Source organism: Naumannella cuiyingiana (assembly GCF_013408305.1).
In the GTDB taxonomy this organism is placed as follows: domain Bacteria; phylum Actinomycetota; class Actinomycetes; order Propionibacteriales; family Propionibacteriaceae; genus Naumannella; species Naumannella cuiyingiana.
In genome coordinates this window covers 2,830,039-2,851,760 of record NZ_JACBZS010000001.1, presented here as the reverse complement: position 1 = coordinate 2,851,760, position 21,722 = coordinate 2,830,039, and the positions used below count along the sequence as shown (strand labels likewise).

Annotated in this window: 20 protein-coding genes; 8 read left to right on the top strand and 12 right to left on the bottom strand. The window is 71.4% G+C overall.

Annotated elements, in window-relative coordinates; translation table 11 throughout:
* Nucleotides 1-4 precede the first annotated feature (4 nt).
* Both GGQ54_RS13335 and GGQ54_RS13330 read left to right on the top strand, forming a co-directional pair.
* Nucleotides 5-1,285, top strand: coding sequence for a DUF58 domain-containing protein (locus GGQ54_RS13335; protein WP_179445829.1), 1,281 nt, complete (start codon nucleotides 5-7; stop codon nucleotides 1,283-1,285).
* Nucleotides 1,285-3,594 carry a transglutaminase TgpA family protein gene (locus GGQ54_RS13330; RefSeq protein ID WP_179445828.1) on the top strand — a complete coding sequence of 770 codons (2,310 nt, stop codon included), beginning with the start codon at nucleotides 1,285-1,287 and terminating at the stop codon, nucleotides 3,592-3,594. The genes GGQ54_RS13335 and GGQ54_RS13330 overlap by 1 nt, the downstream gene beginning before the upstream one ends.
* 347 nt (nucleotides 3,595-3,941) lie before the next feature.
* Here the strand turns inward: GGQ54_RS13330 and GGQ54_RS13325 are convergent, their stop codons facing one another.
* Together GGQ54_RS13325 and GGQ54_RS13320 are read right to left on the bottom strand one after the other, a co-directional pair.
* Nucleotides 3,942-4,370 carry a DUF3040 domain-containing protein gene (locus GGQ54_RS13325; RefSeq protein WP_179445827.1) on the bottom strand — a complete coding sequence of 143 codons (429 nt, stop codon included), beginning with the start codon at nucleotides 4,368-4,370 and terminating at the stop codon, nucleotides 3,942-3,944.
* Nucleotides 4,371-4,512: 142 nt separating this feature from the next.
* A complete protein-coding gene (locus tag GGQ54_RS13320; protein WP_179445826.1) occupies nucleotides 4,513-5,199 on the bottom strand; it encodes a class I SAM-dependent methyltransferase in 687 nt (228 codons plus the stop codon).
* Between the two features lie 370 nt (nucleotides 5,200-5,569).
* On the opposite strand from GGQ54_RS13320, the gene GGQ54_RS17680 reads away from it, so the two are divergent.
* Nucleotides 5,570-6,601 (top strand): DUF418 domain-containing protein, encoded by a 1,032-nt coding sequence (locus tag GGQ54_RS17680; protein WP_218843868.1) that lies wholly within the window; start codon nucleotides 5,570-5,572, stop codon nucleotides 6,599-6,601.
* Nucleotides 6,602-6,628: 27 nt separating this feature from the next.
* Here the strand turns inward: GGQ54_RS17680 and GGQ54_RS13310 are convergent, their stop codons facing one another.
* The 5 genes from GGQ54_RS13310 to aceA form a co-directional block, all read right to left on the bottom strand.
* Nucleotides 6,629-6,799 carry a hypothetical protein gene (locus tag GGQ54_RS13310; RefSeq protein WP_179445824.1) on the bottom strand — a complete coding sequence of 57 codons (171 nt, stop codon included), beginning with the start codon at nucleotides 6,797-6,799 and terminating at the stop codon, nucleotides 6,629-6,631.
* A 292-nt stretch (nucleotides 6,800-7,091) separates the two neighbouring features.
* The gene (locus tag GGQ54_RS13305) at nucleotides 7,092-8,144 is read right to left on the bottom strand and encodes an aminotransferase class V-fold PLP-dependent enzyme (RefSeq protein WP_179445823.1); all 1,053 of its coding nucleotides are present in this window, start codon (nucleotides 8,142-8,144) and stop codon (nucleotides 7,092-7,094) included.
* Between the two features lie 28 nt (nucleotides 8,145-8,172).
* Complete coding sequence (locus GGQ54_RS13300; RefSeq protein WP_179445822.1) at nucleotides 8,173-8,598, bottom strand: CBS domain-containing protein; 426 nt, start codon at nucleotides 8,596-8,598, stop codon at nucleotides 8,173-8,175.
* 85 nt (nucleotides 8,599-8,683) lie between these two features.
* Nucleotides 8,684-10,315 (bottom strand): malate synthase A, encoded by a 1,632-nt coding sequence (aceB, locus tag GGQ54_RS13295; RefSeq protein WP_179445821.1) that lies wholly within the window; start codon nucleotides 10,313-10,315, stop codon nucleotides 8,684-8,686.
* A gap of 50 nt (nucleotides 10,316-10,365) precedes the next feature.
* Nucleotides 10,366-11,676 carry an isocitrate lyase gene (aceA, locus tag GGQ54_RS13290; RefSeq protein ID WP_179445820.1) on the bottom strand — a complete coding sequence of 437 codons (1,311 nt, stop codon included), beginning with the start codon at nucleotides 11,674-11,676 and terminating at the stop codon, nucleotides 10,366-10,368.
* Nucleotides 11,677-11,802: 126 nt separating this feature from the next.
* Between aceA and GGQ54_RS13285 the strand changes: the two genes are divergently transcribed.
* On the top strand, nucleotides 11,803-13,281 hold the full coding sequence (locus GGQ54_RS13285) for a helix-turn-helix transcriptional regulator (protein ID WP_179445819.1): 1,479 nt from the start codon (nucleotides 11,803-11,805) through the stop codon (nucleotides 13,279-13,281).
* Between the two features lie 204 nt (nucleotides 13,282-13,485).
* On the opposite strand, the gene GGQ54_RS13280 is transcribed toward GGQ54_RS13285, so the two are convergent.
* Nucleotides 13,486-13,998, bottom strand: coding sequence for a hypothetical protein (locus GGQ54_RS13280; RefSeq protein ID WP_179445818.1), 513 nt, complete (start codon nucleotides 13,996-13,998; stop codon nucleotides 13,486-13,488).
* Between the two features lie 89 nt (nucleotides 13,999-14,087).
* Here GGQ54_RS13280 and GGQ54_RS13275 point away from each other — a divergent pair, with 89 nt between their 5' ends.
* From GGQ54_RS13275 to GGQ54_RS13265, 3 genes are all read left to right on the top strand, one after another.
* Nucleotides 14,088-14,687, top strand: a complete 600-nt coding sequence (locus tag GGQ54_RS13275) for a DUF4126 domain-containing protein (RefSeq protein ID WP_179445817.1) — start codon at nucleotides 14,088-14,090, stop codon at nucleotides 14,685-14,687.
* On the top strand, nucleotides 14,684-15,691 hold the full coding sequence (locus GGQ54_RS13270; protein WP_179443518.1) for a hypothetical protein: 1,008 nt from the start codon (nucleotides 14,684-14,686) through the stop codon (nucleotides 15,689-15,691). The genes GGQ54_RS13275 and GGQ54_RS13270 overlap by 4 nt, the downstream gene beginning before the upstream one ends.
* Nucleotides 15,692-15,871: 180 nt before the next feature.
* Nucleotides 15,872-18,088: a HelD family protein gene (locus GGQ54_RS13265; protein WP_425487423.1), complete on the top strand. Its 2,217-nt coding sequence runs from the start codon at nucleotides 15,872-15,874 to the stop codon at nucleotides 18,086-18,088.
* A gap of 4 nt (nucleotides 18,089-18,092) precedes the next feature.
* Here the strand turns inward: GGQ54_RS13265 and metF are convergent, their stop codons facing one another.
* Complete coding sequence (gene metF, locus GGQ54_RS13260) at nucleotides 18,093-18,983, bottom strand: methylenetetrahydrofolate reductase [NAD(P)H] (RefSeq protein WP_179445815.1); 891 nt, start codon at nucleotides 18,981-18,983, stop codon at nucleotides 18,093-18,095.
* Nucleotides 18,984-19,032: 49 nt separating this feature from the next.
* Here metF and GGQ54_RS13255 point away from each other — a divergent pair, with 49 nt between their 5' ends.
* A complete protein-coding gene (locus tag GGQ54_RS13255; RefSeq protein ID WP_343045962.1) occupies nucleotides 19,033-20,121 on the top strand; it encodes a polyprenyl synthetase family protein in 1,089 nt (362 codons plus the stop codon).
* Between the two features lie 5 nt (nucleotides 20,122-20,126).
* On the opposite strand, the gene GGQ54_RS17445 is transcribed toward GGQ54_RS13255, so the two are convergent.
* Genes GGQ54_RS17445 through thiE form a run of 3 tightly spaced genes read right to left on the bottom strand, consistent with a single transcriptional unit; the run spans nucleotide 20,127 to nucleotide 21,719 of the window.
* Complete coding sequence (locus GGQ54_RS17445) at nucleotides 20,127-20,501, bottom strand: barstar family protein (protein ID WP_179445814.1); 375 nt, start codon at nucleotides 20,499-20,501, stop codon at nucleotides 20,127-20,129.
* The gene (locus GGQ54_RS13245; RefSeq protein WP_179445813.1) at nucleotides 20,498-20,983 is read right to left on the bottom strand and encodes a guanyl-specific ribonuclease; all 486 of its coding nucleotides are present in this window, start codon (nucleotides 20,981-20,983) and stop codon (nucleotides 20,498-20,500) included. The genes GGQ54_RS17445 and GGQ54_RS13245 overlap by 4 nt, the downstream gene beginning before the upstream one ends.
* Nucleotides 20,970-21,719: a thiamine phosphate synthase gene (thiE, locus tag GGQ54_RS13240; RefSeq protein WP_179445812.1), complete on the bottom strand. Its 750-nt coding sequence runs from the start codon at nucleotides 21,717-21,719 to the stop codon at nucleotides 20,970-20,972. The genes GGQ54_RS13245 and thiE overlap by 14 nt, the downstream gene beginning before the upstream one ends.
* Nucleotides 21,720-21,722: the final 3 nt, after the last annotated feature.

The window sequence follows — 21,722 nt, the reverse complement described above, 5'->3', positions numbered from 1 at the left end:
CCTCATGCGCAATCCGTGGCGACTGATCACCGCCCGCGGCAAGCTGTTGGCGCTCATCGGCGCCATCACCGTGCTCGCGGCGATGCTGTTCGGCCAGCGCGACCTGCTCTGGGTCGGGCTGTTCCTGATCTTCTTGCCGCTGATCGCGTGGTTGATCATCGGGCGCAGCCGGCTGCGGCTCGCCGCGCAGCGCGAGCTGTACCCCTCCGAGGTCGCCATCGGCGACCCGATGACCGGTGAGATCGCCGTTTCGAAGCGCAGCCGGCTACCCCAGGGCGTGTTGCTGTTCGCCGATCATGTGCCCAGCGAGTTGGGCCGATCGCCGCAGTTCCTGATCTCCGACCTCGACCCGCACTGGCAGCACGACGTGACCTATCCGCTCACCGCACGCAGCCGCGGCCGGTTCCGGACGGGCCCGCTGCTGGTCCGCAGCACCGATCCGCTCGGCATGGTCACCCACGACCGCCAGTTCACCGCGACGACCGAGGTGATGGTGATGCCGCGCATCCATCCGCTGGGCCCGATGCGGGTCTCCGGTTCGGGCTCCAACACGGGCGAGAGCCGGCCGCAGACGGTCGGCACGCTCGGCCCGGACGATGTGATGATCCGCGAGTACCGCGCCGGCGACGATGTCCGACGGATCCACTGGCCGAGCACCGCGCGCCGCGGCGACGTGATGGTCCGCCGCGAGGAGCAGGCCTGGGATCCCAGCGCGACGATCATCCTGGACTCGCGCTCCGAGGCCCATGTCGGCGCCGGTCCGGATGCATCCCTGGAGTGGGCCGTGTCGGCGGCGGCGTCCATCGCACAGTACTTCCTTGATCAGCGCTACGCCGTCGATCTCTACCACGCCGACGGCGCGGTCACCCGCGCCGAGTCGCCCGACGGGCACCAGCTCTCCTCGCGCCAGGTGTTGATGCATGCCCTCACCGATCTGCGGGCCAGCCGTCAGCCGACGATGTCCAAGGCACTCGAGGCGGAACTGGCCGGCCAGTCCGGTGAGTTGCTGGTCGCCATCTGCGGGCTGCTCACCCCGGCCGACGCCGAGGTGCTGCTGCGGGCCCGGCGTACCCGCTCCCAGGCGATGGCGCTGGTCGCGGACGTGCCCGGCTGGGTGCTCGGCCCGGATGACGAGCCGATCGCGGTGAACGAGACCCAACGCAATGCCCACCGCGACGCGGTACGAATCCTGCGTGATCACCAGTGGCGGGTGGTCGAGGTGCCACGTGACAAGGCCCTGCCGCTGGCGTGGCGCGAGCTCGACCTGATGGGGGCGCTGATCTGATGGCGATCGATTCCCCGCCCGCCCCCGTGCGCCGGGCCGACGATCCCCGGCCCGATCCGCGACCGGCCCCCGTGGCCGCCGCCCGTCGGCTGCTGCCGAGCGATCGGTACGCCATCGCCGTGTTCGCCGCCATGGTGCTGGCCAGCGTGCCGCTGCTCAGCCTGACCGTCGATCCGGCCTTCCTCTGGCTCGGCACCGCGCTGGCTGGTGTGCTCTGCCTGGCCGGGCTGATCGCCCGCCGCTTCGACCTCGACCCGTTGATCATCCTCGGCGGCCAGGTGCTGTTGCTGGCGATCTTCGTGTTCGCGATCGCGGTCACGGCCGGCAATTCCGATCTCGGTGTGTTCGCCCGCCTGCCCGATCTGTACTCCCAGGGCATCCAGCACATGGCCAGCCAGCCGGTCCCGATGGAGCCCTCGGCCGGGGTCACGCTGCTCTTCGTGACCATGATCGGCGCGATCACGATCATGACCGATCACTTCGTCGAGACCGTGCAGCGCCCGGTCGCCACCCTGGGCCCGCTGATCACGCCGTATCTGATCACCGCTCTGGTGCCGACGCTGTCGGCGCCGTGGTGGGCGTTCGTCTCGATGGCGGCCGGCTACCTGCTGATACTGGTCGCCGAGGGCATGAACGGCGCCGAGTCCTGGACCCGTGGGATCAGCACGGACTCCGGCGGCCGGACGACCATCGGCCCCATCGCCTGGCAGCTCGCCGCCCTGGTGGGGATTCCGGCGATCGTGCTCGCCCTGGTGGCGGCGATGGCGTTGCCGGTACGCGATGCCGGCGGCAACTGGACGCTCGCCCCGCCGCGCGGCGACGCCGGGCCGCTGCAGCTCAACGACCCGTCGCAGGACCTCAAGCGCAACCTGACCCAACCCGAGGACCGGGTGGTGATGGTCTACCAGACGACGGCGAGCGACCCGGAGTACCTGCGGATGGCGACCCTGCCTCGGTTCGACTCGCAGGGCTTCTCCGGCATCCCGATCCAACTGAACTCGGGCAACGACCTGCCGCCCCCGCCGGGCGTCGCCGACGTGCCGGACCCGAGCGTGCAGACGTCGATCCAGATCGGCGAGCTGAACTCGATGTACCTGCCGCTGCCCTATCCGACCGACCGGTTCGAGGCGCCCGGACGATGGGCCTATGACCCGAACTCGTTGACCGTGTTGTCGAACGGCGACAACCGGGAGGCCGCCACGGCGAATCTGCAGTACACCGTGACCAGCTATCCCGTCGAGCCCGACGGAGCCGGGCTGGCGGCGGCCGAGGCGGGAATGCCCGCCGACTTCCAGGTCAGTGGCGAGGTGCCGGCCGACCTGCCGCCGGAGCTGATCGAGCTGACCAACCGGGTGGTGGGCGACGCGCCGACGCCGGCCCTCAAGGCCGCGGCGATCCAGGCGTACCTGCGCTCGGACGAGTTCACCTACTCGCTCGAACCGTCGGACTCCGACGGCTACGACGCGCTGACCCAGTTCCTGTTGGAGGACAAGCGCGGATTCTGCGTGCAGTTCGCCGGCTCGATGGCGATGATGGCGCGGGTTGCCGGCATCCCCAGTCGGATGGCCATCGGCTTCCTGCCGGGCACCAAGGCCGGCGACAGTTGGGAGGTCACGGTACGCAACATGCACGCGTGGCCGGAGCTGTACTTCGAGGACTACGGGTGGGTCCGCTTCGAGCCGACCCCGGGCGTCGCCGCCCCGCCGCCGTGGTCGCTGACCAGCAACGAGGGCGAGGGCGAGGAGCCCGACGAGCCGTCGGCGACCCCGATCCCCGAGCCGGCGCCCGAGCCGACCACCTCGGCCTCGCCGGTGCCCGTCCCCACTCCGGAGGACGAGGTCGGCATCCGCGACGACCTGGCACTGATTGCCCAGCGGGTGGCCGCGGCCGCCGGCGTGGTGCTGGTGCTCGGGCTGCTCGCCGCGCTGCCGGCCATCGTGCGACGGCGGCGCAAAGGGATACGGATGTCGGCGGAGGGTACGCCGAGCGAGCGCGTCGAGGATGCCTGGACCGAGGTCCGCGATCTGGTGGTCGATCACGGCCACGACTGGCCGAGCAGTTCGCCCCGCGACACGGGCGCCCGGATCGCGCAGAAGCTCGACGACGGGCCCGGGCAGGCCATGCAGCGACTGTCGGTGCTGGTGGAACGGGCCCGGTTCTCCCGTGACTACCGCAATACCGACGACCCGCGCCCGCTGGTCAAGCGCGTGGAGCAGGGCCTGCAGGCCAAGGAGGACGGCCGGCTCGGCCGGCTCGCGGCGCGCTACTGGCCGCGCTCGGTCTGGCACAACTTCAACCGGCGCCGCTGACCGACGCCAATTCGCCAGGGCCGCCGGTTCACCCCGCGGTTGCCGGTTCCACCCGCGCCTGCCGATCCACCCCGCGCCTGCACGTTCACGACCTCATCCGCGAACCCAACCGGCACACGCGAACCGAGTATCGCCCGCGCCTGCCGACTCAACCCGCGGCTGCACGCGCACGACGCCATCCGCGAACCCAACCGGCACACGCGAACCGAGTATCGCCCGCGCCTGCCGAGTCAGCCCGCGGTTGCCGACTCGCCCCGCGGCTGCCGGTTCAGCCCGCGGCTATCACCCAGAACGCGCGAAGGCCCGGCGGGTGAAATCCCGCCGGGCCCTCGCGACTTACGTGTGGTTCAGAAGCCCTCGTCCTGGCGTCGCCGCCAGCGCTCCTCCATCCGGTCCATGAAGTTCTTGCTCTCACCGGCGCGGCGGTGACGGGTCCGGCCACCCGGATCGGTCCGCGCCCCCATCGGCTTGCGCGGGTCCGACGGCTCGGGCCCCCGCGAACGCACCCGCCCGGCTCCGTTCCAGGACGAGATCGCGACGACCGTCGCGACCAGCATCAGCACGAATCCGGCGACGCTCAGGACCGGGTGGACCTCCATGCCACCGATCAACATGCCGAGTCCCGCGACGAATCCGATGCCGGCCAATGTTGCCCGCCGGCGGTGCAGGCGCCGCTGCGTGCTGCCCCGCATGGCGTTGGCCAGCTTGGGGTCCTCAGCCGCCAGCGCAGCCTCCATCTGGTCGAGCAGTCGTTGCTCTTCCTCTGAGAGGGCCACTGTCACCTCCCGAATCCGTCCGTCGAAACCTCGTGGGTGTCGATGATCCTTGGTGTCGACAGTCTAGTTGCGCCGGGGGGTGAAAGAAACCCGCAGCCGGGGCCGTTCACCGACCCTCTCGATGGGTACGCCGAAGCCGCCGTCAGGGTGTTCCGGCCGCCGTGGCGTACAGGTGCAGCCGCGGCGCTGCGGCCAACAGGCCCGGGTCGGCAGCGAAGGCACGCTCGAGGTCGAGAATCGCGCCGCCCCGGCCCTCGCCTACCTCGTCGGAGATCTGGCCGGCGGCGAGGCCGAGCCCGTGCGCCTCGCGGATCTCGAAGCCGGCCACGGCCAGCAACTCGCGCGCCCGCACCGGGTCGAGCATGGTCGGGTCCTGCCAGGTTGCCCGCGCCCTGGCGAAGTCTCCCGCGGCGGCGTGCGCGAGCGCCCTCGGGTAGCGCTGGGCCGTGACCAGGCTGAGGGCACCGCCCGGGCGCAACACGGTCGCGATGCCGGTCAGCGTCGCGGCGCGGTCCGACACCAGCTCGAGCACCTCGTGGCAGAGCACGAGATCGGCGGCGCCCGGTCCAAGATCGCCCACCAGAGTGGTGCTGTCGCCCTGGCGCCCGGTGAGCCGGTCACCGACCCCGAGCTCGGCGGCGCGGCGCTGCACGGCGGCCAGTGCGTCGGGGCTCGGGTCGATCACGGTCACACGATGGCCGAGCCCGGCCAACGTCCCCGCGAGACCGCCGGTGCCGCCACCGAGGTCGACGACATCGCTCGGCCTCGCGCCCAGCCTGGCCGTCAGCGCGTCGACCAGCACGCGCTGGGCGGCACCTGCTCCCCGCATCGTGCCCTCCTCACGCCGCGACCGGCACCTGTCGGGTCACGCGAGGTGCGCATCCCGGCCTGGGGTCGAGCGTAGTGGTCGGGTACGCGGACGCGCCGCGCGGATCGGGAATGCCCCGACGCCCCCGGGGGTCGAGGCCGGGAGCGTCGGGACAAGCCCCGGTTCGATCGCCTGCGAGCGGTCCTTCCCCAAGTCCGCATCGAACAGTTGTTCGAACACGGACCACTATAGACGCGACCTCCGACAATCGGTCAACAGCGCCACACCGGGCCGCGGTCCGACCCGCCGCCGACCGGCACTCCCGTGGGCCGACCCGCCGGGCCACCCTCGGCCGATGGTGCGACGCGACACCTGCGGGCATCGTGTGCGCGTGCCCTCCTCTGCCTCCACCCCGCCCCGGATCGCGCTGCTCGATGTCGCTCGCGGCTTCGCGCTGTGCGGCATCATCTTCGTCAACGCGCCGACCGTACTGGCCCGGTTCCATGATCAAGACCTCTACTGGCGGCTCGCCGACATTCCCGCCGAGGCGGTGCTGCAGGTCTTCGTGCAGCAGCGGTTCTTCCCGATCTTCTCGTTGCTGTTCGGGATCGGCTTCGGGATGATCTGGGGCTCCGCGAGACGGCGTACCGACCGTCCGCGGCTCGCGCTGCTGCGGCGGATCGGAATGCTGGCGGCTCTCGGGGCACTGCACCAGATCATCCAGCCGGGCGAGGCGCTGCTGCCGTACGCCATCGCCGCGCTGTTCTTCCTGCTCCCGGCAACCTTCCTGCCCGCCCGGCTGCGCTGGGTACCGATCGTGGCCGGAGCCGCGCTGACGGTCGCCGGCGCGCTGTCCGGGGGGATGGCCCTCATCCCGGGCCTCTTCCTGCTCGGCTTCGGACTGGCGGGCTACCGCGTTCCCGAACGGCTGACCGGGGCACGTGCGGGCGTGGTGGCCGCGGCGCTGGCGCTGATCATCGCGGGGATCAGCGCTCCTGCCGTGATCATGCTGATTTCCGACCCGACGCAGATCGCGCTCTGGCCGTTCGCCTCGGTCCTCGGCCTGGTGATGGCGACCGGCTACCTGGCTGCGCTGGTCGCGCTGCTGGCCACTCCCCTTTCCGGCGCCCTGCGCGCGATCTTCGCTCCGCTCGGCCGGATGGCGCTGACCAACTACATCGGGGCATCCCTCGTCCTGATGCTCGTCGCACTCACTCTCACCGAGCCCTTGGGCATCGACGACAGCCAGGCCGGGCGGGTCCGCCTGATCATCGTCTGCGCAGGGATCCTGTTGGCTCAGTTGATCATCAGCACCCTGTGGTTGCGCGCATTCGGTCAGGGTCCGCTGGAGCGGGCGTGGCGGCGATTCACCTGGTGGGAGGCCCGACCGCGCACCGCAGGTCGGCAGCCATCGTCGAGCTGAGCAGGTCCCTCGGCGTACCGGTGAAGATCAGTTCTCCGCCTGCGCTGTCGGCGCCGCTCGCTCAGCCGACAGTGCCAGCCCCTCCATCGTCGCGGCCGCATCGCGCAGCAGCCCGGGCGCGAGCCTGCGATGCACCGGCGCCAGGCACGACCAGCGGGATCGGCCGCGCCGGTCGCGGTAGCTGATCAAGGTGGTCAACGAAACGCTGCCGCGGCACCCGTCGGTCGGTCCCGGTGCGCCCTGCCGATCCGGCGCGACCTCCACCAACAGGCGACAACTGACCAATCCGAGGCATCGGCCAGCCAGATCCGACGCGCCCCCTCCGCCCGCTCGATCCGGGCCACCGCAACGCGCTCACCGCCGAGCACCGTACCCACGGGCATCCCCAGTACACCGCGGAAGATCACCGTCTGACCGGGATCGGGAGCGTCGCCGAACATCGCCTGGGCCCAGGCCCGCGGATCCTCCGGGGAATCGGTAGGCCCCGGGCTCACTCGCGCACGAACGGTCCCAGCACCTCGACCGCCCGGGCCACGTCGTCGGCGTCGTTGCTGACGTGGAACGACACCCGCAACCGCCCGGCACGCATTGCGGCCTGGATCCCGGCCGCGGCGGCGGCCTCGGCCGTGCCGGGTGCGACCGGGACGCTGACGATGGCCGACCCCGCCGGCGGGCGACCGAGCGCGGCGAGGAAGTCGTCGGCGAGCCCGACGTCGTGGGCGTGGATCTGCTCGATGCCCAGGCCGAGCAGGAAGTCCAGGGACTCCTCGAGCCCGACCCAGCTGTGCCAGGCCGGCGAGGCGTCGTAGGCGCGCGCGGTGTCGGCCAGTCGCAGCGGCGCCCCGTAGATCGAGTTCCAGACGTCCGCGTTGCCGAACCAGCTCGCCCCGTGCGGGATCGCCTCTCCGAAGTGCTCCGGCGCCATGGTCAACATCGCGCACCCGCGGGGAGCGAGCAGCCACTTGTACGCCGCGCAGACCGTGTAGTCGAAGCGCCCCGCGTCGATCGGCAACCAACCGGCCGCCTGGGTGAGATCGATCAGGGTCCGCGCGCCGTGCTCGCGGGCGGCCGCCTCGATCGCGTCGAGATCGGCCAGCGCCCCGTCGGCCGACTGGACGGCCGCCACCGCGACCAGCGTGGTGCCGGGCCCGATCTCGCCGGGCAGGTCGGCGAGCGGCACGTCACGGACCCGCACCCCACGCCGCTCCTGGGCGAGGAACGGGAACATCACGCTGGTGAAGTCCCCGCTGGCCAACAACACCTGCGCATCATCGGGCAGCCCGGCCGCCACGATGCCGGCGAGCACGCTGACCTGGGATCCGATGGCCACCCGGTCCGCGTCCACTCCGACCAGTTCGGCGTACCGCTCGCGGGCGTGCTGGACCGGGGCATCGAAGTCGGGGGCATTGTCCAGGCCGTGCGACCAGCGCTCGACGGCCGCCGCCACGGCGTCGACGGTACGCCGGGGCGGCAGCGCCAGCGAAGCCGTGTTCAGGTAGGTCCCCGCAGGGCTGAACTCCGCACGCACGCTCGCGATCGTCATGATCACGAATCTAGCGCGAGCGGGCCGGTCAGCTCTGGATGTAGTCGACCAACTGCTCGCGCTCGGTCTGCAACTCGTCGATCCGGTGCTTGACGATGTCGCCGATCGACACGATCGCGGCCAGCCCGCCGTCGGCGATCACCGGCAGGTGCCGGAACCGGCCGTCGGTCATCGTCCGCGCGACGACCTCAAGATCATCGTCGGGGGAACAGGTCTGCACGTCAGCGGTCATGATCGAACTGATCGGTCGGCCCAACAGGTCGGGGCCGTCGGTGAGCGCGCGCACGACATCGCGCTCGCTGACGATGCCGTCGACGCTGCTCCCGTCCTCGCTGACCACCACCGCGCCGATGCCGTGCTCGGCAAGCAGATCGACCAGGGCCGCGATGTCGGAATCGGGTCGCGCGGTGACCACATCCGCGCCCTTGCGGTCGATCACGTCATGGATGCGCATACTCGACGATAACTGCGCCAGCGCCCCGACACCAGAGCACGGCGAACGGCGGCCCCGATACCGGGACCGCCGTTCGTCGGGGGAATCAGACCGCGACCGCGAAATCCTCGCGGTGCGCGTGCGGCTGCTTGGCCCGGCACAGGTAGCGCGCATAGCCCGGCACGGTGAGGAAGGTGGCGTAGTCCTCGCCGAGCACGACCTCGCTGAACAGCTCGCGGGCGAGGTCGAACTTGTCCCCCTCGAACCGCTCCAGCCCGGCGAACTCCTCGTCAATGACGGCCTCGACCCACTGCGCGGTGATCGGCGTACCGTCACTGGTCTGCGAACCGGCGTTGATCCACTGCCACAACTGGGAGCGCGAGATCTCGGCGGTAGCTGCGTCCTCCATCAGGTTGTGGATCGCCACGGCGCCGTTGCCCCGCAGCCACGCCTCGAGGTAGCGAATGCCGACCTCGACATTGGTCCGCACGCCCGCCTCGGTGATCTCACCCGGCGTCGACTCGATGTCGATCAGCGCCCGATCGTCCGGGGTGACATCCTCGCGCAGCCGGTTGACCTGGTTCTCCCGGTCACCCAGCACCTCGTCGAATGCCGCCCGAGCGGTCTCGATCAGATCGGGGTGCGCCACCCAGGAGCCGTCGAATCCATCACCGGCCTCGCGCTTCTTGTCCTCGGCGACCTTGGTCAGCGCCTGCTCGGTTGCCTCCGGATCCTTGCGATTCGGGATGAAGGCGGCCATCCCGCCGATGGCGTGCGCGCCTCGCCGGTGGCAGGCCCGGACGAGTTGCTCGGTATAGGCCCGCATGAACGGGGCGGTCATCGTCACGTCCTGGCGATCCGGCAACACGAACCGCGGGCCGCGGGAGCGGAAGTTCTTGATCACGCTGAAGATGTAGTCCCAGCGGCCCGCGTTCAGGCCGGCGCTGTGCTCCTTCAGCTCGTACAAGATCTCCTCCATCTCGAACGCCGCGGTGATCGTCTCGATCAACACGGTGGCCCGGATGGTGCCCTGCTCGATGCCCAACAGGTCCTGCGCGAGGATGAAGATGTCGTTCCACAGCCGGGCCTCGAGGTGCCCCTCCAGCTTGGGCAGGTAGAAGTACGGTCCCGCGCCGTTGGCGATCAACTGCTTGGCGTTGTGGAAGAAGTACAACCCGAAGTCGACCACACCGCCGGCCATCGGCACACCGTCGACCAGCAGGTGCTTCTCGGCCAGGTGCCAGCCGCGGGGCCGGACGACGATGGTCGGCGTCTGGGTCGCGGTGACCTTGTACTCCTTGCCCTCGGGCGAGGTGAAGTCGATCTCGCCGTTGATCGCATCGCGCAGGTTGACCTGCCCGTCGATCACATTGGTCCAGGCGGGCGTGTTGGCGTCCTCCAGATCCGCGAGCCAGACCTTCGCGCCGGAGTTCAGCGCGTTGATCGTCATCTTCCGGCTCGTCGGCCCGGTGATCTCCACGCGGCGATCCACCAGCCCGGGCGCCGGCGGGGCGACGTGCCAGGAATCGTCGTTGCGGATGTGCTCGGTCTCGGGCAGGAACCGGGGATCGCGCCCGTTGCCGATCTCGGTACGCCGGTCGCGTCGGTCCTGGAGCAGTTCCTGGCGGCGGCCGACCGACAGGTCGTGCAGCCGGACCAGGAAGTCCAGCGCCTCGGGCGTCAGCACGCTGTCCTGTGCCGGTCCGTCGTCGCGGGTGACGGTGATGCGGTCGTTCATGATCATCTCCTGAGGAAGTGGTGGGGGTCAGCGCGTCGGCGACCCGGGTGTCAGTGGAACTGGGCGCTCTCGGTGGAGCCGGTCAGGGCCTGGGTGGAACCGTTCGGGTTCACGGCAGACGAGACCAGGTCGAACCAGCCGGTGCCGACCTCGCGCTGGTGCTTGGTGGCCGTGTAGCCGCGCTCCTCGGAGCCGAACTCGCGCTCCTGCAGGTCCACGTAGGCGCTCATTCCCTCACGGGCGTAGCCGTGGGCGAGATCGAACATCGAGTAGTTCAGCGCGTGGAAGCCGGCCAGCGTGATGAACTGGAAGGCATAGCCCATCGCGCCCAGCTCCTTCTGGAACTTCGCGATCGTCGCGTCGTCCAGGTTGGCCTTCCAGTTGAACGACGGCGAGCAGTTGTAGGACAGCATCTGGTCCGGGTACTCGGCCTTCACCGCCTCGGCGAACTTCCGCGCGAGCTCGAGATCGGGCGTACCGGTCTCCATCCAGATCAGGTCCGCATACGGGGCGTACGCCTTCGCGCGCTCGATGCACGGCTCGATGCCGTTGGTCACCTTGTAGAAGCCCTCCGGCGTCCGCTCGCCGGTGATGAACTGCTGATCGCGCTCATCGACATCGGAGGTGATCAAGGTCGCCGCCTCGGCATCGGTGCGGGCGATGATCACGCTGGGCACGCCGGCCACGTCGGCGGCCAGCCGGGCGGCGTTGAGGGTACGCACGTGCTGCCCGGTCGGAATCAGCACCTTGCCGCCGAGGTGACCGCACTTCTTCTCCGAGGCGAGCTGGTCCTCCCAGTGCACGCCGGCCGCGCCGCTGACGATCATGGACTTCATCAGCTCGTAGGCGTTCAGGGGGCCACCGAAACCGGCTTCGGCATCGGCGACGATCGGCACCAGCCAGTCCTCGACGCTCTGCTTGCCCTCCGAGAACTCGATCTGGTCCGCACGCTGCAGCGCGTTGTTGATCCGCCGCACGACCGCCGGCACCGAGTTGGCCGGGTAGAGGCTCTGGTCGGGGTAGGTCTGACCGGCGAGGTTGGCATCGGCCGCCACCTGCCAGCCCGACAGGTAGATGGCACGCAGGCCGGCCTTGACCTGCTGCACGGCCTGGTTGCCGGTGAGCGCGCCGAGGGCGTTGATGTACTCACCGTTCGGCGTGCCCTCGGTCAGCTCTCGCCACAGCTTCTCCGAGCCGCGGCGGGCCAGGGTGTGCTCCTCCGGCACGCGGCCGCGCAGGCGTACCACGTCCTCGACCGTGTAGTCGCGCTCCACACCCGCCCAACGAGGGTTGTTGGCCCAGTCGTGAGCCAGCGCTTCGGCGCTCATCGGCACATTGCTGGGGTTGGTGTTCTCCGACATCGGTCGCGACTCCTTCGTGGTCTCCCGGGCCGGGCTGCCCGTCGTGGAACAACCTTGCGGGCAGAACGCCAGTTTGATCGAGCCGAATCAGTGGAAAGATTCGCAAATCTTTCCTATGGTGAAGGAATGGCCGAGACGACATGGTCCAGTCCCGCGGCGGGCACCGTCCCGGCCGAGCGAAACACACCTTTCGAGCTCGGTCGCCGGCTGCGGCACCTGCGCAAGCAGCAGGGGCTCACCCTCGCCCAGGCCGGCAGCATCGGCGGGGTCGCGGCGTCCCAGCTCTCCCTGATCGAGAACGGCAAACGCGAGGCGCGGATCGGTACGCTGACCAAGCTCGCCAACCACTACGGGGTGGGGCTGGACGAGCTCACGGGTGCCGAGCCACCGAACCGGCGTACCGCCCTAGAGATCGAGCTGGAGCGCTACTCCCGCTCCCCGCTGGCGACCTCGCGGAATCTGCCGAAGGTCAGAATCGGCCCCCGGCTACCGATGGATGCGCTGGAATCGCTGGTCGCGCTGCACCGCCAGCTCGAGCGCGACGCCGAGGAGCGCACCGCGACACCGGAGGAGGCCCGGCGCGCGAACGCCCAGTTGCGCCGCGACATGCGTGCCCGGGACAACTATTTCGCCGAGATCGAGGAGGAGGCACGGTCGCTGCTCGGCAAGGTCGGCTATCGACGCGGCCCGCTGTCGGAGCACCTGGTGAACGCGATCACCGACAAGCTCGGCTTCAGCCTGCACCACGTCGAGGATCTGCCGCAGTCGACGCGGTCCGTGACCGACCTCAAGCAGCGGCGGATCTACCTCTCCCGCCGCTCGCGCGGTGATCATGATCCGCGCTCGGTGCTGTTGCAGGCGCTCGGCCATCACGTGCTCGGCCACGACACCCCGACCAGCTACGGCGATTTCCTGCGCCAGCGGGTGGAGACCAACTACTACGCGGCGGCGCTACTGATGCCCGAACAGGCGTGCGTGGACGTACTGACCGAGGCACGCAAGGCGAAGGAACTGGCGATCGAGGACCTGCGCGACACGTTCGCGGTGTCGTACGAGGCGGCCGCCCACCGGATGACGAATCTGATCACCCACCACCTGGGCATCCCGGTGCACTTCATGAAGGTGCACGAGGGCGGAACCATCTACAAGGCCTACGAGAACGACGATGTGGCCTTCCCGACCGACCACACCGGCGCGATCGAGGGACAGCGCTGCTGCCGCTACTGGACCTCCCGGATGATCTTCACCGTCCCGGACACCTTCAACGCCTACAACGCCTATACCGACACCTCGACCGGGACCTACTGGTGCACCGCCCGCACCGAGGGCACGACGCAGGGGACGTTCTCGACCTGCCTCGGCGTGCCCTATGTGCATGCGAAGTGGTTCCGTGGCCGGGAGACCAAGGAGCGTTCGGTCTCGCGCTGCCCGGACCCGAGCTGTTGCCGCAGCGCGCCCCAGGAGCTGCGTACCGACTGGGACGGGCAGTTCCTGCCCAGTTCGTCCGCGCACAGTCATCTGCTCGCGGCGCTGCCGCCCGGCGCCTTCCCGGGCGTCGACGAGGCCGAGGTGTATGCCTTCCTGGATCGGTACGCCGGGAGCTGATCCCCTGCGCCTGGCCACCCACCCGCCGCCTCAGATTCGCCACCCACCCCGCCGCCTCAGACTCGCCACCCACCCCGCCGCCGCCCCCTTCGGAATTGCTTCCGTAGTTATGCCCGCTATCAGGGACTGATAGCGGGCATAACTACGGAAACAATCGACCGGGAGGCGGGTGCGAGGGGCGGCCGGGAGGCGGGTGAGGGGGCCTCAGCCGGCGCGGCCCACGGGCCCGGAGTCGCGTACCTCGTGCACCGCGGCAAGCGCCTCGCGCATCCGGTCGATCCACTCCCCCTCGTTCTCCCCGACCAGGCGGACGCACCAGGCGAGCGCATCGGAGCGCGAGCGGGCGACGCCGGCATCGACGAGCGTGTCGAGCACCTTGCGCTGGGGCTGGCGCAGCCGCGTCATCACCGGAACCGCCAGGTGGGTGAAGAGCTGGCTCGTCTGCCCACACCTTACGCCCCAGGCGACCTTGCGGCCGAAGCGCTCCTCCGCCTCGTCGGCGATCGCCATCCGCTGCTGCCGGGTGTCCTCCCGGAAGCGGCGGATCCGGCCGGCCTGCGCCGCGGCATCGTCCTCGACGCCCTCGGGGGCCGCGACCTCGCCGGTCACCACGATCTCCTCGCGGTCGACCGAGACCTCCGGCGCCGCCACGAACCACTCACCGGGCAGCCGCCCCGCGAACCACGCCCCCACCTGGGAGCCACTCTCACCGTTCATGAAGTTATTACATGATTACATTGCATCAAAGTCAAGACCTCTGGCTTCGCCCGCGCCGCCACCGTCCCTGCCGGCCCTACACTTTCCCCATGGGCGCGCTTCCCCTCGTCTTCACCAGCGGTTGGGCATCGGGCGTCAATGCCTATGCGACGGTCCTGGTTCTCGGCCTGCTCGGGCGCTTCGCGGGCTTCGGCGACGTGCCGCAGGCGCTGCAGCGTACCGATGTGTTGATCATCGCCGGCATCCTCGCGCTGGTGGAGTTCTTCGCCGACAAGATCCCCTACGTCGATTCGGTCTGGGACACGATCTCGACGGTGATCAGGCCGGTCGCCGGCGCGGTGATCGGCGCCCTGATGGCCAACGCCCAGGGCGACCTGGTGACGATCACGCTGGCCTCCGTGGGCGGCCTGACCGCGCTCGTCTCGCACCTGGTCCGCGCCAGTCTCCGGCTGGCGATCAACACCTCGCCCGAACCGGCGAGCAACATCGCCGCGTCCGCGGGCGGCGAGGTCGCCGTGGTCGGAATGACCACCTTCGCCGTGCTCAACCCGATCCCGGCGGCGATCGTCGCCGGCATCTTGTTGATCATCGGAATCGTCCTTGCCGTGCTGGCCGCGCGACAGATCCGGCGCGGTTGGCGCCGCCTGCGCCACTGGCGGGAACGCCGGGCCGTCGGCCCGCCCGCGTGAGCCCGTCCGCCGAAGCCGTCGAGCGCACGCCGGTCGCCGTGATCGGGGCCTCGCTCGCCGGTCTGGCGGTCGCGGCCCGCCTTGCGCTGGCCGGGCACCGGGTGATCATCCACGAGCGGGCGTCCGCGCCCGCGCTCACCCTGCCGCCCGTTCTCGACCTTCCCGCCGCCTGGCGCGACACCTTCCGCAAGTCGGGCCGCCCGCTCGACCTCGAACTCGACCGGGCAGGCCTTTCCTGGACGCCCGCGCCGCCCACGGACCACGGTGCGCTCGCGCTCCCGCACGACCGGGCCGGGCAGTACGCCGCGATCAGCGCCGCCGCCGGTCCCGCGACCGCCCAGGCGTGGCAGGACTTCCTCGACCGCACCGATGACACCTGGCAGCGGCTGCGCCCGCTCGGTCTGGAGCAGGAGTTCCGGGCCCGGCGCCCCGACCGCGCGACCCGCCGCGCCATCGGCTGGCGGCACTCCCTCGCCGATCATGCCCGCGAGCTCGGCCACCCGCTGCTCGGCGACCTGCTCGGCGCCGTCGCGGCCGAACAGCACACCACCGCCGACCGGCTACCCGGCTGGTACGCCACCCGGCACGCGCTGCGGCGTACCTTCGGCCGCTGGACCATCACCGACGCGACCGGTACGCCGGACAATGCCGCCCTCGTCCGGCTGCTGCTGGCCCGCCTCGACAAGCGCGGCGTGGAGTTGCGCCACGGCAGCGAGATCCCCGATCCCGCGCGGCTCGATCCGGTAGAGCTCGGCGCCGCGGCCGTGGTGGACACCACCGGCGGCGACCGGATCGCCTGGCGCGGGCGCCGCACCTGGCAGCGGCTGACCCCGACGACCCGCTCGCCGGGCCGCTACTACGCCGGCCCCCTGACCCGGGCGGGCACCGAACCGTGGGCCCAACTGCTGTCGGCCGCGCTCGCCGCGTATGCCGTGCACCGCGATCGCACCGGCGAGGACATCCGGCCGACCCGCAAGGACACCCCGCGCCGCCGGCTGATCTGACCCGCGCCGGTCAACCGGCGACCCGAGCGGGACGAGGTGCACCGGGACGAGCCGCCGCGGGCCGGGACGTCCTTCGAGCGGCCCGGGGTCGGGCATAGACTGTGGCGTCTTGTTCCGGCCGATCCGGCCGAAGCGAAGAGGATGGACGGACCACTGAACCAGCAGCAGACGACCGACGCCCTGGAGCGCGAGCTGGCCACCGAACAGGCCCACGTCGACCGCGTCTACGAGCGCCTCGCCGCCGCGGCCCGGTCGGCCCGGCAGGTCGCCTCGGAGGGCCAGGCGCTCTACCGCACGGATCGCAACAACTTCTTCCGCGACGAGGACGGCACCGGAATGCTGGAGCGCGATGTCTTCGCCTTCCAGGCAGCCAAGCGCCTCGCCACGCTGGATGCCGAACACGAGGGGCTGGTCTTCGGGCGACTGGACCGCACCGACGGCGAGGTGCGCTACATCGGCCGCCTCGGGGTGCGCGACGAGGACTACGAACCCCTGGTGATCGACTGGCGCGCGCGGGCGGCCGAGCCGTTCTATCGCGCCACGCCGGCCGAACCGATGGAGGTGGTACGCCGTCGCGTGCTGCGCTCTCGCGGTGAGAAGGTCATCGGCATCGAGGATGACCTGCTCGACACCGACAGCGACACCGATCTGGTGGTGCTCGGCGAGGGGGCCCTGATGGCCGCGCTGAGCCGGGCCCGGGGGCCCCAGATGCGCGACATCGTCGCCACCATCCAGGCCGAGCAGGACGAGGCGATCCGCGCCCCCTACCAGGGCGTGACCATGATCACGGGCGGGCCCGGCACGGGCAAGACGGTGGTGGCGCTGCATCGTGCGGCGTACCTGCTCTATTCCAACCGTCGTCGCTTCGAGTCCGGCGGCGTGCTGGTGGTCGGGCCGAGCCAGGTGTTCATGAACTACATCGAGCGGGTGCTGCCCTCGCTCGGCGAGGACGCGGTCACGCTGCGCTCCATCGGTGGCGTGGCCGTCGACGCGCTGGGCATCACCGCGACCCGCAACGACCCGCCGGCGGCCCACGCGATCAAGGGCAGCCTGCGGATGGTGCCGGTGCTGCGGCGGCTGGTGAACAACCCGCCGACGAACGCCGGCGAGCCGCGGCTGCGGGTCAGCGTGAAGGGCGAGATCCTGACGCTCGACCCGCCACAGCTCGACCGGATCCGCGCCCAGGTGCTGCGGCAACGCCGCTACAACCAGGGCGCCGGCGAGGCCCGTGGCGCGCTGCTGGAGGCGCTGTGGCGACGCTGGGACGGGCTCGACCGTGGCACTGATGCCGCCGACCTGGAGCGGGAGGCATTCGAGGATCTGGTCATCTCCTCGGCCGCTTACCGCGACTTCCTCGCCGCCTGGTGGCCGGCCCAGACCCCGGCCGGGCTGCTGCGCCGACTCGGCGAGCCAGCGACCGCCGCCGCTCTGGCGCGAGACGATCTGACGCCGGACGAGGTGGCCACGCTGAGCGACAGCTATGCCGATCCGGCGGCCGGCTGGTCGGTCGACGACATCGCGCTGCTCGACGAGCTGGCCGCCGTGCTCGGACCGGCGCCCGCACCCGCCAGTGACGAGGACGACGACGATGGCTCGCTGGTCTTCGCCGAGGGCAATGGCCGCACCGAGGAGGTCGTCACGGTCGCCGACCGCCTCGCGCGCCGCCCGGTCGACGATCCGTTCGCCGAGCCGCACGACACTTTCGCCCATGTCGTCGTGGACGAGGCCCAGGACATCACGCCGATGCAGTGGCGGATGCTGCGCCGCCGCGGCGGCAGTGCCTCCTGGACGGTGGTCGGCGATCCCGCGCAGAGCTCCTGGCCGGATCCGGCCGAGACGCAGCGCGCGATCGACGATCTGGTCGGGCGCGGGCAGTCGCGGCGGTTCCGGATGAGCACCAACTATCGCTCCCCCGCCGAGGTGTTCGAGTTCGCCGCCGACGTGGTACGCCGCTCCTTCCCCGATGCCGATGTCCCCGCGGCAGTACGCCGCACCGGGTATCCGCCCCGGCTGGAGACCGCGCCGGCAGCCGGTCTCGACGAGCGTGTCGCCGAGCTGGTCGCGGAACTGGGCGGCCAGGTCGAGGGCACGATCGGGGTGATCGCGCCGCCGTCGCGGGTTCGTCAACTGGCATCACGGCTCGCGGGCGCGCTGCCCGAGGAGATCGGCCGGCGGCTGGCGATCGTCTCGCCCCTGGAGGCGAAGGGGCTGGAGTACGACGGCGTGGTGGTCGTCGCGCCCGACGAGATCGTCGCGGAGTCCCCGGGCGGGGCGCGCGTCCTCTACGTCGCCCTGACCCGGCCGACCCAGCGCCTGATCACCGTCGACGTCGCCGGCACCTGCGAGTGGCGCCCGGACGCGGCACGCCGCGAGCCGTCGCCGGCGAGCCCGCACTAGCGGGTCACGCCAGGCGCGCGAAGATCTCCCGGGAGGCGCGGGAGCGGTTCAGGGTGAAGAAATGCAGGCCGGGAGCGCCTGCCTCCAGCAGCCGCTCGCTCAGCTCGGTCGCGATGTCGACGCCCACCCGGCGGACCTGCGCCGGATCGTCGCCGACCGCGTTCAGCCGATCGACCACCCGCGACGGCAGCTCCGCGCCGGACAGTTCGGCGAACCGCTTGACCTGGCCCAGGTTGGTCACCGGCTGGATGCCCGGGATGATCGGCAGATCGCAGCCGGCAGAGCGCACCCGGTCAACGAGCCGCACCCAGGCCTCGGCATCGAAGAACAACTGGGTGATCGCGAACGAGGCACCCGCCCGCGCCTTGTCGATCAGCACCCGGGCATCAAGATCGGCATCGCGCCGATCCGGATGCAGGTCGGGAAAGGCGGCCACGCCGATGCAGAAGTCGCCGAGCGAGGCGACCAGCTCGACCAGTTCCGTCGCATTCGCCAGCCCCTGCGGGTGCGGGTGCCATGGCGCGGTGGGCCCGCCGGGCGGATCCCCGCGTACCGCCAGCACGTGACGCAGCCCTGACGCGGCGTACGCGCCGATGGTCCGCCGCAGGTCGGCCGCGGGTTGGCTGGCGCAGGTCAGGTGCGCCATCGTCCGCAAGGTGGTGTCGCGCGCGACCCGCTCTGTCACCCGCACGGTGCGCTCGCGCGTCGAGCCCGACGCCCCGTAGGTCACCGACACGAAGTCCGGCCGCAACGGCTCGAGCTCGCGGACGGTACGCCACAGCGTCTGCTCGCCCTCGGCGTCCTTCGGCGGGAAGAACTCGAACGAGTACAGCGGACGGTCCGCCTCCGCGAGCAGTTCCGCGATCGTCGCGGCGCGCGTGGGGGTCGTCGGCATGGCGCCCAGCCTAGGCAACGCCGCACCGAGCACCCCCTAGGCTCGCCCGGTGGACAGCACCCCCCTGCTCGACCCGGCCGAGCCCGCCGGGCCGCGCCTGCGCGCCGGCGTCGCCGCCGCGCTCGACACGTTCCTGGCCGGCCAGGCCGCGCGGCTGGCCGCGATCGGGCCCGAGACGGCCGAACTGTTGCGCCAGGCCCGCGCGGCGAGCGCCGGCGGGAAGCGGCTGCGGCCGGCCTTCTGCCTGTGGGGGTACGCCGCGGCGACCGGCGAGCTGGATCCGCCCGCGCCCGTCATCGCGGCCGCGGCCAGCCTGGAGCTGTTGCACCTGTCGGCGCTGCTGCACGACGACGTGATGGACGACTCGGCCACCCGCCGCGGGACGCCGGCCTCGCACAAGCAGTTCGAGGCCGGCCATGCCGCGGCCGGTCTGGCCGGTGACCAGGCCGCCTTCGGCCGGGCCGGGGCCATCCTGCTCGGCGATCTGTTGTTGATGTGGTCGGTCGAGCTGCTGCACCGGGCGGGGCCCGCGCCGGAGCAGTTGGCCCGGGGGTTGCCGCTGCTGGAACAGATGCGGACGGAGGTGACGGTCGGCCAGTACCTCGATGTGCTGGCCCAGGCCGCGCCCCTCGACGAGGCGGGGCTCGGGACCGCAGAACGGGTCGTGGAGTACAAGACCGCGCGCTACACGGTGATCCGGCCGCTACAGTTCGGCGCCGCGCTGGGCGGGGCGTCGCGGGAGTTGCAGCATGCGCTGGCCGACTTCGGCTCCCCGCTGGGCCGCGCGTTCCAGTACCGCGATGACCTGCTCGGCGTCTTCGGCGACGAGGCGGTGACCGGCAAGCCGGCCGGCGATGATCTTCGGGAGGGCAAGCGCACGGCGCTGCTGGCCCACGCGCTGGCCGGGTCGGCGCCGCGGGCGCGGGCGGAGCTGGCGGGCCAGATCGGCCGCCCGGATGCCGACATCGACCGGGCCCGGCAGTTGATCATGGACTCCGGTGCCGTGGCGCGGGTCGAGGAGATGATCGACGCCGGCCGACAGCAGGCCCTCGCCGCGCTCACCACGGCCGGGGTGCCGGACGCGGCCCGCCGGGGCCTGACGGGGCTGGTCGCGCGTGCGCTCGACCGGCAGGCCTGAGCCGTTCAGGCGGTCTGATCGAGGACCACGGCGAATGCCGGCCAGCGGGTGTCGGCGATGCGCTCGTCGAGGACCTCGCGTACCCCCGCCCAACCCGGGAGATCCTCCGGCCACGGCCAGCCCGCCAGCACCAGGGCGGTCGGGGCGGCGAGGTCGGTCAGGCAGTCCGCGAGCGCGTCGAGGTTGCGCCCGTACCAGTCCGGGAAGCCGAGCGCGTCGCCGACGGCGCCGAGCAGGTCGTCCTTCGTGCCGCCCGGCGCGGCGCCCAGCGTTGCCACCCGCCAACCCCAGGCGCGCAGCCGCCGTTCGGCCAGGGCGGTTCCGCCGCGCACCCGATAGACGCCCGGCTCGCGGCGCCGCAGCCCCTCGATCGCGCTCATCGCAGGATCCTCACAAAGCTCTGGTAGTGGTCGGCCGTCCAGTAGTAGACGTCCGGTCCGCGGCCGCCGGTGACGATCCGCCACGGACCCCGGTCGTCCTCGCCGGGTTTGTCGACCGTGTATTCGCGGTAGTAGCCGCGCTCGCGCTTCGGCAACAGGCCCTCCCGATTGCCGAATGTCTGCCCGTCCTGGCGGTAGGGGAACGGCCCGCCGGCATCGATCGACGCCAGGGTCTCCCGGGCGCTCGGCGGCAGCTCGGCCTCGGCGATCCCGCGGGCACCGTCTCCGGCCGGCGCTGTGCCGGACGGTGCGGTGCCGGACGGTGCGGTACCGGGCGGCGCCGAGGGTACGCCGGGCCCGGCCGCGTCGCCGCCGGAGCCGAAGACCAACCAGCCGAGCAGCACCAGCGCGGCCAGCACGGCACCGGCCGCGAGGAGGGTACGCCGAGACGCCGGCGCGGCGGCGCGATCAGCGCGGGTCATCGCGCAGGCTGGCCCGCTGGCTCGGGCCGAACGCGCGCAGTGCGTAGTCGCGGGTGGCGGGATCCTCGGCCCACGCGCGATTGATGCGGTCCTTGAGCGCGCGGGCGGCCGCCTCGGGGTCGCGCGCGTCGGTGATCGCGCGGACGACCACCACCCGGCGGGCACCGGCCTCGATCACCTCGTCCAAGGTCTCGGCGTTGATCCCGCCGATCGCGAACCACGGCCGCGCCTCGACGTCACCGGGCGGCGCCACCCGCGCTGCGTAGCGAACCAGGTCGAGCCCGGCCGGGGTGTAGTCCGGCTTGGTCGGCGTCGCGAACACCGGACCCACGCAGAAATAGGCAAGCTCCGGATCGGCGAGCGCGGCATCGGCCTGGGCCGGGTCGTGGGTGGAGCGGCCCAGCAGCGCCCACTTCGACACCTGCTTGCGGGCCTCGGCGCTCAGGGCATCGTCCTGACCGAGGTGCAGCACGTCGGCCCCGAACCGACCGGCGAGTTCGGGCTGGTCGTTCACCGCGACCAGGTGTTGGGTGCCGGCCGCGGCCCGGGCGCGCTCGAGGTATTCCAGCTCGACCTCGGCAGGCAGGTTCTTCTCGCGTACCTGCACGATGTCCACGCCACCGGCGAAGGCCGCCGCCACGAGATCGTCGAAATCGCCCCGTTCGCGGCGGGTGTCGACGCACAGATACAGCCGCGACTGGCGCAGCCGTGTGTCCAGACCGAGCAGGAACGTCACCTG